This is a genomic window from Pseudomonas peradeniyensis (assembly GCF_014268935.2).
GTDB lineage: Bacteria > Pseudomonadota > Gammaproteobacteria > Pseudomonadales > Pseudomonadaceae > Aquipseudomonas > Aquipseudomonas peradeniyensis.
Genome location: NZ_JABWRJ020000001.1, coordinates 769,715 through 781,469 on the forward strand (window position 1 = coordinate 769,715; position 11,755 = coordinate 781,469).

The 11,755-nt window shown below is 64.9% G+C and carries 7 protein-coding genes; 2 read left to right on the forward strand and 5 right to left on the reverse strand.

What is annotated here, in order from left to right; genetic code table 11:
- Positions 1 to 107 precede the first annotated feature (107 nt).
- Entirely contained in the window at positions 108 to 3,425 is a 3,318-nt protein-coding gene (gene treS / locus HU751_RS03510) for a maltose alpha-D-glucosyltransferase (RefSeq protein ID WP_186732633.1), read from the forward strand.
- Positions 3,426 to 5,636, forward strand: coding sequence for a 1,4-alpha-glucan branching protein GlgB (glgB, locus tag HU751_RS03515; RefSeq protein WP_186732632.1), 2,211 nt, complete (start codon positions 3,426 to 3,428; stop codon positions 5,634 to 5,636). It begins immediately after the preceding gene.
- A gap of 110 nt (positions 5,637 to 5,746) precedes the next feature.
- Here the strand turns inward: glgB and HU751_RS03520 are convergent, their stop codons facing one another.
- The 5 genes from HU751_RS03520 to HU751_RS03540 form a co-directional block, all read right to left on the reverse strand.
- A complete protein-coding gene (locus HU751_RS03520) occupies positions 5,747 to 6,625 on the reverse strand; it encodes a hypothetical protein (protein WP_186732631.1) in 879 nt (292 codons plus the stop codon).
- Positions 6,626 to 6,908: 283 nt separating this feature from the next.
- Positions 6,909 to 7,982, reverse strand: coding sequence for an autotransporter outer membrane beta-barrel domain-containing protein (locus tag HU751_RS03525; protein ID WP_186732630.1), 1,074 nt, complete (start codon positions 7,980 to 7,982; stop codon positions 6,909 to 6,911).
- A gap of 321 nt (positions 7,983 to 8,303) precedes the next feature.
- Positions 8,304 to 9,098 (reverse strand): endonuclease/exonuclease/phosphatase family protein, encoded by a 795-nt coding sequence (locus HU751_RS03530; RefSeq protein WP_186732629.1) that lies wholly within the window; start codon positions 9,096 to 9,098, stop codon positions 8,304 to 8,306.
- A gap of 86 nt (positions 9,099 to 9,184) precedes the next feature.
- A complete protein-coding gene (gene glgX / locus HU751_RS03535; RefSeq protein WP_186732628.1) occupies positions 9,185 to 11,338 on the reverse strand; it encodes a glycogen debranching protein GlgX in 2,154 nt (717 codons plus the stop codon).
- A 171-nt stretch (positions 11,339 to 11,509) separates the two neighbouring features.
- Positions 11,510 to 11,749 carry a DUF2934 domain-containing protein gene (locus tag HU751_RS03540; RefSeq protein WP_186713524.1) on the reverse strand — a complete coding sequence of 80 codons (240 nt, stop codon included), beginning with the start codon at positions 11,747 to 11,749 and terminating at the stop codon, positions 11,510 to 11,512.
- Between the last annotated feature and the right edge of the window lie 6 nt (positions 11,750 to 11,755).

Consider the following 11,755-nt stretch of genomic DNA (forward strand, 5'->3'; position numbering starts at 1 on the left):
AATATCTGCAGCGTCGCTGAAATCCTGGGGCCGCTTCGCGCCCCTTTCGCGACACAAGGCCGCTCCTACAGGGTGCGTGCCGAACCGGAAAATGAAAGGAGTCGCACATGGCCAAGCGTTCCCGCCCGGCAGCCTTCATCGACGATCCGCTGTGGTACAAGGACGCGGTGATCTACCAGTTGCACGTGAAATCGTTCTTCGATTCGAACAACGACGGCATCGGCGATTTCGCAGGGCTCATCGGCAAGCTCGACTACATCGCCGAACTTGGCGTCAACACCCTCTGGCTGCTGCCGTTCTACCCTTCGCCCCGGCGCGACGACGGCTACGATATCGCCGAGTACAAGGCCGTGCACCCGGACTACGGCAGCATGGCCGATGCCAAGCGCTTCATCGCCGAGGCCCACAAGCGCGGCCTGCGGGTGATCACCGAGCTTGTCATCAACCACACCTCCGACCAGCATCCCTGGTTCCAGCGCGCCCGCCACGCCAGGCGCGGCAGCAAGGCCCGGGACTTCTACGTGTGGTCCGACGACGACCAGAAATACGATGGCACGCGGATCATCTTCCTCGACACCGAGAAGTCCAACTGGACCTGGGACCCGGTCGCCGGCCAGTACTTCTGGCACCGCTTCTACTCACACCAGCCGGACCTGAACTTCGACAACCCGCAAGTGCTAAAGGCCGTGATCGGCGTGATGCGCTACTGGCTCGACATCGGCGTCGACGGCCTGCGCCTGGATGCCATCCCGTACCTGATCGAGCGCGACGGCACCAACAACGAGAACCTTCCCGAAACCCACACCGTGCTCAAGGCCATCCGCGCCGAGATCGACGCCAACTACCCCGACCGCATGCTGCTGGCCGAGGCCAACCAATGGCCGGAAGACACCCGCCCGTACTTCGGCGAGGGCGATGGCGACGAGTGCCACATGGCCTTCCACTTCCCGCTGATGCCGCGCATGTACATGGCCCTGGCCATGGAGGACCGCTTCCCGATCACCGATATCCTGCGCCAGACCCCGGAGATCCCGGCCAACTGCCAATGGGCGATCTTCCTGCGCAACCACGATGAGCTGACCCTGGAGATGGTCACCGACCGCGAGCGCGACTACCTGTGGAACTACTACGCCGAGGACCGCCGCGCGCGCATCAACCTCGGCATTCGTCGGCGCCTGGCGCCGCTGCTGCAGCGCGACCGGCGGCGCATCGAACTGCTGACCAGCCTGCTGCTGTCGATGCCCGGCACCCCGACCCTGTACTACGGCGACGAGCTGGGCATGGGCGACAACATCTACCTGGGCGACCGCGACGGCGTGCGCACGCCCATGCAGTGGTCGCCGGACCGCAACGGCGGTTTCTCCCGGGCCGATCCGCAGCGCCTGGTGCTGCCGCCGATCATGGACCCGCTGTACGGCTACCAGACCATCAACGTCGAGGCCCAGGCCCACGACCCGCATTCGCTGCTCAACTGGAACCGCCGGCTGCTGGCGGTGCGCAAGCAGCAGAAGGCCTTTGGCCGTGGCAGCCTGAAAATGCTCACGCCGAGCAATCGCCGGGTGTTGGCGTACATACGTGAATACACCGATGCCGACGGCAACGGCGAAATCGTGCTGTGCGTGGCCAACGTCTCGCGGGCGGCCCAGGCGGCGGAGCTGGAACTGGCGCAGTACGCCGACAAGGTGCCGGTGGAGATGCTCGGCGGCAGCGCCTTCCCGCCCATCGGCCAACTGCCGTTCCTGCTGACCCTGCCGCCTTATGGCTTCTACTGGTTCCTGCTGGCCAGTCACGACCGCATGCCCAGCTGGCATGTCCAGCCCGCCGAGGGCCTGCCCGAGCTGACCACCCTGGTGCTGCGCAAGCGCATGGAGGAGCTGCTCGAGTCGCCATCGCGCGAGACCTTGCAGGCATCCATCCTGCCGCAATACCTGCCCAAGCGCCGCTGGTTCGCCGGCAAGGAAGGGCCCATTGACCAGGTACGCCTGAGCTATGGCGTGCGCTTCGCCACCACGGCGCTGCCGGTGCTGCTCGCCGAGCTGGAGGTGCACAGCGAGGGCGTCGTCACTCACTACCAGTTGCCCTTCGGCCTGCTGCCGGAGGAGCAGATCAACGCCGCGCTGCCCCAGCAACTGGCGCTGTCGCGGGTGCGCCGTGGTCGCCAGGTGGGGTTGATCACCGACGCCTTCGTGCTCGAACCGTTCATTCGCGCCGTGCTCAAGGGCTGCCAGGAGGGCCTGCGCCTGCCCTGTGGCGATGGCCTGGGCGAGCTGTATTTCCATTGCACCGGGGCCTTGGCCGCGCTGCAGCTCGATGAGCAGAGCGAGGTGCGCTACTTGGGCGCCGAGCAGTCCAACAGCTCGGTGGTGGTCGGCGGCAGCCTGGTGCTCAAGCTGATTCGCCGGGTGAACCCGGGGGTGCACCCGGAGCTTGAGATGAGCGCGTACCTGACCGCCGCGGGCTTTGCCAATATCTCGCCCCTGCTGGCCTGGGTCAGCCGTGTCGATGACAGTGGCCAGCCCCATCTGCTGATGATCGCCCAGGGCTACCTGAGCAACCAGGGCGATGCCTGGGACTGGACGCAGAACACCCTGGAGCGGGCGATCCGCGATCAGATGGAACCCGGCAATGTCGAGTCGGAGGCGCATACCGATGCCCTGGCCGAGCTGACCGGTTTTGCCGCCTTGCTCGGCCAACGCCTGGGCGAGATGCACCTGTTGCTGGCCGCGCCGAGCGACGACGCGGCGTTCCAGTCTCGTCCGAGCGATGCCCAGGACAGCGAGCGCTGGAGCCGGCAGATCAGCACTGAGCTGACCCGCGCCCTCGACCTGCTGGCCCAGCACCGCGACACCCTGGACCGCGACAGCCAGGCGCTGGTCGACGACCTGCAGCAACAGCGTGAAGGCCTGCGGCAGCACGTCGACAACCTCGCCCGGCAGGCTCGGGGCGGCTTGCTGATGCGCGTGCACGGCGACCTGCACCTGGGCCAGGTGCTGGTGGTGCAGGGCGACGCCTACCTGATCGATTTCGAGGGCGAGCCGGCGCGCCCGCTCGACGAGCGGCGGGCGAAACACAGCCCGTACAAGGATGTCAGCGGCGTACTGCGCTCCTTCGACTATGCTGCTGCGATGATCCTGCGCAGCGCCTCGACGGTCGACCTGTCCGACGCGGCGCGCCAGGCCCGGCAGCGGGTCGCCCGGCAGTACCTGCACCAGTCGCGTCACGCCTTCGTCGAAGCCTACGGGCTGGCCACCGCCGCCATGCCCCATGCCTGGCAACAGGCCGAGGGCGAGCGCGCGGCGCTGGAGCTGTTCTGCCTGGAGAAGGCCGCCTACGAAATCACCTATGAAGCCGAAAGCCGGCCAAGCTGGCTGGCCGTGCCTTTGCATGGCCTGCATGGACTGATCAGTACCTGGGGAGAGTCATAGATGAATGCAACCATGCGTGACAACGGCGGCCTTCGGCAACGGGACCTCGACGCCCTGGCCCGCGCCGAGCACGCCGATCCATTTGCCGTGCTCGGCCCCCATGGCGACGGCGCGGGCGGCCTGTTCGTCCGCGCCTTCCTGCCCAATGCCCTGAACGCACGACTGCTGGCGCGCGACGATGGGCAGGTGCTAGCCGAAATGGTGCAGGGCAGCGTGTCGGGGCTGTTCACCGCGCACCTCGATGAGGCACGGGCTTACCTGCTGCAGATCGGCTGGGCCGGCGGCGAGCAGGTCACCGAGGACCCTTACAGCTTCGGCCCGCAACTGGGCGACATGGACCTCTACCTGTTCGCCGAGGGCAACCACCGCGACCTGTCCGGGCGTTTCGGCGCCCAGCCGACCGTTGCCGACGGTGTCGCGGGTGTGTGCTTCTCGGTGTGGGCGCCCAATGCCCGGCGGGTTTCGGTGGTCGGCGACTTCAACAACTGGGACGGCCGCCGCCATCCCATGCGCCTGCGCCACAGCGCCGGGGTGTGGGAGCTGTTCGTGCCCAGGCTCGGCGTGGGCGAGGCCTACAAGTTCGAAGTGCTGGGCGCGGACGGCGTGCTGCCGCTCAAGGCCGACCCCTTGGCCCGCGCCACGGAGCTTCCGCCGAGCACCGCCTCGAAGGTGGCCGGGGCCCTGGCCCACGACTGGCGCGACGGCCAGTGGATGGAGCAGCGGTCCCAGCGCCACGCCTACAGCGCGCCGCTGTCGATCTACGAACTGCACGCCGGCTCCTGGCGCTGCGAGCTGGACGATGCCGGCGAAGTCGCGCGCTTCTACAACTGGCGCGAGCTGGCCGAGCGCCTGGTGCCCTACGTGCAGGAGCTGGGCTTCACCCATATCGAGCTGATGCCGATCATGGAGCATCCCTTCGGCGGCTCCTGGGGCTACCAGCCGCTGTCGCTGTTCGCGCCGACCTCGCGCTATGGCAGCGCCGAGGACTTCGCCTTCTTCGTCGATGCCTGCCACCAGGGCGGCATCGGCGTGATCCTCGACTGGGTGCCGGCGCATTTTCCCACCGACGAGCATGGCCTGGCGCGCTTCGACGGCACCGCCCTGTACGAGTACGACAACCCGCTGGAAGGCTTCCACCAGGACTGGAACACGCTGATCTACAACCTCGGTCGCAACGAGGTGCGCGGCTTCATGCTGGCCTCGGCGTTGCACTGGCTCAAGCACTTCCATATCGACGGCCTGCGCGTGGATGCGGTGGCCTCGATGCTCTACCGCGACTATTCGCGCAAGGCGGGCGAATGGGTGCCCAACCGCCACGGCGGGCGCGAGAACCTCGAGGCCATCGACTTCATCCGCCACCTCAACGGCGTCGCCGCCCATGAGGCGCCGGGCGCGCTGATCATCGCCGAGGAGTCCACCGCCTGGCCCGGCGTCAGCCAGCCGGTGCAACAGGGTGGCCTGGGTTTTGCCTACAAGTGGAACATGGGCTGGATGCACGACACCTTGCATTACATCCAGAACGACCCGGTGCACCGCACCTACCACCACAACGAGATGAGCTTCGGGCTGATCTACGCCTATTCCGAGCATTTCATCCTGCCGATTTCCCACGACGAGGTGGTCCACGGCAAGCATTCGCTGATCGACAAGATGCCCGGCGACCGCTGGCAGAAGTTCGCCAACCTGCGGGCGTACCTGGCGTTCATGTGGACCCATCCGGGCAAGAAGCTGCTGTTCATGGGCTGCGAGTTCGGCCAGTGGCGCGAGTGGAACCACGACCAGCAACTGGACTGGTACCTGCTGCAGTACTCCGAGCACCAGGGCGTGCAGAAGCTGGTGGCCGACCTCAACCGGCTGTACCGTGAACTGCCGGCGCTGCACGAGCAGGACTGCCGGGCCCAGGGCTTCCAGTGGCTGATCGGCGACGACGCGCACAACAGCGTGTACGCCTGGCTGCGCTGGAGCAGCCAGGGCGAACCCCTGCTGGTGGTGGCCAACTTCACCCCGGTGCCACGAGAGGGTTACCGGATCGGCGTGCCGTTCGGTGAACGGTGGCAGGAGTTGCTCAACAGCGATGCCGGGCTGTATGCCGGGTCGAACGTGGGGAACCTGGGGGCGGTGGCCAGCGAGGCGATCGCCAGCCATGGCCAGCCGTTGTCGCTGGCGCTGAACCTGCCGCCGTTGGGGGTGTTGGTGATGAAACCGGCCTGATCGCTCCATCGCCGGGCCGCTCCCACAGGTGTTGTGGGAGCGGCTCCCCACGAGTCTGGAACGCTGCTCCGGCCTCCGGTGCCACGGTGGGGCACGAGGGGGAATGTTCGTCAGATTTTGAAAATTGCAGCATTGACTTCAATTGCGATTTCGCCGTTATAAACAGTGCCCTGAGCGGACGCTTTGGCTTCCCATTGCAGAGTGGAGAAGATCTGTTCGAGGGTCGTGATTTTTTGCTCAGTTGTCGGCTTGATCTCTTTGAGATACAGGGTGACTGAGTATGTGTTTTCGAGGTGGTTGAATGAAGTGTTGTTTTTAAGTTTGGTGCCGATGTTCTTGTCGACGCGACGCAGGTGGAAGATTTCTGTCAGCGTTTCGTTGAACAGTTTTATCAGTATGGACAGTGGGGAGGTGTTGTCGAACACTTCCGACTGCCTCAGCTTTTTGTACTGCAGGTAGACAGGGTTTAGCGACTGGGATTGGTGATAAGCGTCAATAACGCTCTGGGCTTTTTCAGTGACAAGGTGATCGAGGTCTGCTGATAGTTCTTTGTGCTGGTCACTGTACGCTTCACTGAATGTGCCAATAGCCTGTGCTATGTAATCTGCTTTCGTGTGCGGCTCTTGCTGGGCGCTCGAGCATGGAGGCGGATTGACAGCAACGTAATACAGGAGGGCTCGTAGCACTTCATCGAAGCGTTGAGGCTTCGTCAGGACGGGTAGCTGAATCTTGAAATTGCGTAAAAGTCGCTCTGTTTTCTCGGCGGCCTTGAGTGGGATGTCAGCGGAATCCAGGAACATGCACGTGTTCTGTATGAGTTGTTCTTTGGTGGTGTGTTCCAGCAATGAGTGTGCGACGCGCCTGGCAATTTCGGCATCCACGACGACCTTGCGCCATTCGAGCAGAGGAGGGGGGATGTCGGGGAGGGAGTCGTACAGGTTGGCGATATAGGTGGCCTGGTCAAAAGAAACGTGAGAAATCTCGTTCATGTCGGCTGGCTCGCTTTGGTGTCCTTGGCATCACTGGAGTGGCTATGCCTGCGAGCGAAAATATTGCACGGCGGCCAGTAGCGGTATACTGGCAAAATTGCTAGGTGGTCCATGCTGGACGAATGCTGTTATGGCATTGCTTGTCTTACTCAGCGTCCGGCAGTCGAGCGTTCCACCGGCTGTATTGATGTGTATGCCGCTAAGCTGAATCCACTTGGGCTGATACATCCTTCGGGGACGTACCAGCCGACAAGCAAGGTTGGGGAGGATTTTTGCCGTATGCCTACCAACGCATCCTGACCCCAAGGCTACCAATCAACCCATTCAGGTCATTGTCATCCACATCGGAGCTGTAGTCGGCGCTGACGAACAGCGCCACGTTCGGCGTCACCCTGGCCACCAGGCCCAAGCCCAGTTCAACCGTGGCGGCGCTGCGCGAGCTGGAGATCTTGTCGACCTGGTCCAGCTTCACCGGGTCGGCGTTGCTGAAGTCGTACCAGACGTTGGTGCGCACATAGGGTTCGATGGGCATGCCGCGCACTTCGTAACGCGCCGACAGCTTGGCGCCGACCCGGCCGCTCCAGCTGGGCTGGCTGTCGAAGGCCTGCAGGGTTTCCTCCTGCACCTGGCTACCCGGGAAGAACTGCTGGTTGATCAACTGCGCCTGGGGCTCGATCACCCAGCCGGCGCCCAGGCCGATGGGGTAGCCGCCTTCCACCGAGAAGGTCATCGCGTGGCCGCTGTCGTCGAGCCGCTGGCCGGCCTGGGAACGACCGTTGACGTCGATGCGCGTGCCCATGGCCACGGCGTCCACGTGCCAGCCCTGCTCGTGGGTCATGCTCCAGTACACGCCCAGGCTCTCGCCGCTGAGGTTGACCGCGTCACGCTGCTTGTCGCCCAGCAGCGGGCGCATGCCGTTGAAGGTGCTCTGCAGGTTGTTGTGGCCGACGAAGATCCCCGCGCGGTGCACGTTGCCGCTGCTGGTTTCACGCACGAACAGGTCCGGGCCGATCATCATCTGCTGGCTGGGCGCCTCCACCTGCGCCGGCGGCTGGGCGCCCTGGCGCGCGCCGGGGAAGAACTGCGCCCACTGGCTGGCGATATGGTCGCTGTCGGGCTGGCCATGACGTTCACCCATGCGCTCGGAGAAGGCGCTGAGCAGGCCCTGGTTGAGGCCGCTGACGCTGACCGGATCGAGTGACAATCGCGGCACCTCGGGCTGTGCGAGGACAGGGGCGAAGGGTTCGCCCTCCTGCGTTTCGAAGGCGAAGGTTTCCACCGGGGTTGCCAAGAGCAGCGACGTGGAAACCGCACAGAAAAAAGCGTCGAAGCGCGAGGGATTCGAGGTGCTTTTCATGGCGGATCTCCTGTTGATGTGTGAAGTGAACAGCCCACGACCTGGCCTGATGTCACGAGCTGTACGACAAGAACAGGGGGCGACAGGTACCAGCGCACCAGCCTTCTGCAGAGCGCACGAGGGCGCGCGCTAGAGGCCCGGCACGAGTTTTTACGTCTGGTGATTACTGTTCAGCTAAGGAGAGGACGGCGCTTGCGTCAAGAAAGCGTGAAGGGATTGCAAAATGCCTGTTTGACTGCGCAACTTGTTGAATCTAAGCAAATTTGAAGAGCACATATCAATAATGGTGATTTGCCGCCACGCCGCTATGCCGAATCGTTGCTACAACCGCACTTCCACCGCCAGCGGCAGATGGTCGGAGAGGTGGGTCCAGGGCTTGTTGCCGAGGATTCTCGGTGCGTGGCTGTCGGCGTTGCGCAGGTAGATGCGGTCCAGGCGCAGCAGCGGCAGGCGCGCGGGGTAGGTGCGCGCCAGCAGGCCGTGGTGGCGCTCGAAGGCCTCGTGCAGACCGTGCTGCAGCCCCAGGGTATGGTTGCCGCGCAGCTGCCAGTCGTTGAAGTCGCCGGCGATGATCACCGGAGCGTCGGCGGGCAGGGCGTCGAGCAGCCGGCGCAGCAGGTGCAGCTGTTGCTGGCGGTGGCGCTCAAGCAACGACAGGTGCACGCAGATGGCATGCACCTGGCGCTGCCCGGGCACGTCCAGCACGCAATGCAGCAGGCCGCGGCGCTCGGGGCCGGTGATCGACACGTCGAGGTTGCGGTGCTCGATGATCGGGTACTTGGACAGCAGCGCGTTGCCGTGGTGGCCGTCGGGGTAGACCGCGTTGCGGCCGTAGGCGAAGTCGCTCCACATGCTGTCGGCGAGGAATTCGTACTGCGAGGTCCGTGGCCAGCCGGGGTAGCGCGCGGCGTGGCGGTCATGGCTGCCGAGCACTTCCTGGAGGAACACGATGTCGGCCTCGGTGCTGCGCACCGCCTCGCGCAGCTCCGGCAGGATGAAGCGCCGGTTGAAGGCGGTGAAGCCCTTGTGGGTGTTGACCGTCAGCACCTTGACCCGGTGCACGGCCGGGGCCTGGTTGACGTTGGCGAAACCTGGGCTGCCGGCTTCGAGGTTCACGAGTGCTCCTGGGTGAGGGGGCTGCGTAGCAGCCCCATGTTTCAACTGTCTCGACACAGTCTAGGACAGACCTTCCCCTTTGGGGTTCAGTCCTCCTCCCGCTGCAGCACCAGCAACAGCAGCGACCGCCCCTTGACCTCGAACACCGTGTCGAACGCCAGGTGCTGCGGCTTGCGCAGTTCGGGTCGGTCGGTGTCCACCAGGCAGCTCCAGTAGTCGCCCTCCGGTACCGCCGCCAGGGTGAACGGCACCACGTCGTGGTAGGCGTTGACGATCAGCAGCATGGTCGCCTCGGCACCGGGCCGGGCGATGCCGCTGACCTGGGCGCGGCCGTCCATCAGCATGCCCAGGCAGCGCCCGTGCGGGTCTTCCCACTGCTCGACGGTCATCTCGCTGGCGTCCGGGGCCAGCCAGGTGACGTCCTTGACCCCGATCGCCTCGTTGTAGTCACCGACCAGGAAGCGCGAGCGGCGCAGGATCGGGTAGGCCAGGCGCAGGCGGGTCAGGCGCTTGACGAAGGCCATCAACGCCTTGCCATCCTGGTCCAGGTCCCAGTTCACCCAGCCGATTTCGCTGTCCTGGCAGTAGGCGTTGTTGTTGCCGTGCTGGGTGCGGCTGAATTCGTCGCCGGCGACGATCATCGGCGTGCCCTGTGCCAGCAGCAAGGTGGCGAAGTAGTTGCGCATCTGGCGCATGCGCAGGGCGTTGATCGCCGGGTCGTCGGTGGGGCCTTCGACGCCGCAGTTCCACGACAGGTTGTTGTTGGTGCCGTCCTGGTTGTTCTCGTCGTTGTCCTCGTTGTGCTTGTCGTTGTACGACACCAGGTCGCGCAGGGTGAAACCGTCATGGGCGGTGACGAAGTTGACCGAGGCGTAGGGGCGTCGACCGCGGTTGTTGAACAGGTCGCCCGAGGCGGTCATGCGCGAGGCGAAGTCGGCGAGCATGCCTTCGTCGCCCTTCCAGAAGCTGCGCACGGTGTCGCGGAAGCGATCGTTCCATTCGGCCCAGCCGGGGGCGAAGTTGCCCACCTGGTAGCCGCCCGGGCCGCAGTCCCAGGGTTCGGCGATCAGCTTGGTCTGGCTGAGCATCGGGTCCTGGCGGCAGGCGACGAGAAAGCCGTGGCGCTCGCTGTAGCCATCGTGATAGCGGCCGAGGATGGTCGCCAGGTCGAAGCGAAAACCATCCACGTGCATCTCGCCGGCCCAGTAGCGCAGCGAGTCGGTGACCAGTTGCAGCACCCGGGGGTGGCTCAGGTCGAGGGTGTTACCGGTGCCCGAATCGTTGATGTAGAAACGCCGGTCCTCGGGCATCAGGCGGTAGTACGAGGCGTTGTCGATGCCGCGCATCGACAGGGTCGGGCCGCGCTCGTTGCCCTCGGCGGTGTGGTTGTAGACCACGTCGAGGATCACCTCGAGCCCGGCGTCGTGCAGGTGCGCGACCATCTCCTTGAACTCGGCGATCTTGCCGCTGGCCAGGTAGCGCGGATGGGGCGCGAAGAAGGCGATGCTGTTGTAGCCCCAGTAGTTGTTCAGGCCCTTGTCCAGCAGGTGCTGGTCGTTGACGAAGGCGTGGATCGGCAGCAGTTCGATGCTCGATACGCCAAGCTCCTTGATATGCGCCAGCAGCTCGTCGTTGGCCAGCCCCGCGAAGGTCCCACGCAGGTGCTCGGGCACCGCCGGGTGGCGCATGCTGATGCCACGGGTGTGGGCCTCGTAGATGATCGTGCGCTCCCAGGGGATCAGCACGCGCTGGTCGCGGCCCCAGGTGAAGGCCGGGTCGATGACCTTGCACTTGGGCACGAACGGCGCACTGTCGCGCTCATCGAACGAGAGGTCGGCGTCGGGGTGGCCGATGGTGTAGCCGAACAGCGCCTCGGACCACTTCAGCGTGCCGACCAGTTGCTTGGCGTAGGGGTCGATCAGCAGTTTGTTGGGGTTGAAGCGGTGACCGTTCTCGGGTTCGTAAGGGCCGTGCACGCGGTAGCCGTAGACCAGGCCCGGGTGGGCGTCGGGCAGGTAGCCGTGGTAGATCTCGTCGGTGTACTCGGGCAGCTCGATGCGCTCGATTTCCTCCTCGCCGCTGGGGTCGAACAAGCACAGCTCGACCTTGGTGGCGTTGGCCGAGAACAGCGCGAAGTTGACCCCCAGGCCGTCCCAGGTGGCGCCGAGCGGAAAGGGCAGGCCTTCGCGGATGCGCGACGGGGCGACGGAGCGGGTCTTCTTCGGGGTGCGGGGGCTCATGGCGGTCCTCATGGTCCGGGGGCGAAAGCGGGGCCGCTGTGCGGCCCATCGCTGCGGTTCGTCGCTACGACAAGCCAGCTCCCACAGGTACAGCGGTACTTGAGAAGCCTGCACGGACCCTGTGGGAGCTGGCTTGCCAGCGATGAGGCCGGTACACGCGCTACAAGGCATTCAACTTGCCGGCTTCTTCACTGCCCTGGGCTTCTTCACGGCAAGCGGCTTTTCCACGGAAGTAGCGGCCTTGGGCTTGGCCGCCGCCTTCTTGCGCGGCGCGGCCTTTGGCGCCAATGCCTCGGCCTCGGCCAGCTTGCGTGCCATCTGCCAATGACGGTCCTCCTGGCCCGCCGGCTTACCCTCCGACTCCCAGATCTGATAGGCGAACTCGCGAATACGTTTTTCTTCGACACTCATCTCGAC

What these genes read in the sequence shown, in the direction of transcription:
- HU751_RS03520 (WP_186732631.1), bottom strand. Translation starts at nt 6,625, where the DNA reads ATGAACGAGATTTCTCACGTTTCTTTTGACCAGGCCACCTATATCGCC.
- HU751_RS03540 (WP_186713524.1), bottom strand. Translation starts at nt 11,749, where the DNA reads ATGAGTGTCGAAGAAAAACGTATTCGCGAGTTCGCCTATCAGATCTGG.
- glgX (WP_186732628.1), bottom strand. Translation starts at nt 11,338, where the DNA reads ATGAGCCCCCGCACCCCGAAGAAGACCCGCTCCGTCGCCCCGTCGCGC.
- treS (WP_186732633.1), top strand. Translation starts at nt 108, where the DNA reads ATGGCCAAGCGTTCCCGCCCGGCAGCCTTCATCGACGATCCGCTGTGG.
- glgB (WP_186732632.1), top strand. Translation starts at nt 3,426, where the DNA reads ATGAATGCAACCATGCGTGACAACGGCGGCCTTCGGCAACGGGACCTC.
- HU751_RS03525 (WP_186732630.1), bottom strand. Translation starts at nt 7,982, where the DNA reads ATGAAAAGCACCTCGAATCCCTCGCGCTTCGACGCTTTTTTCTGTGCG.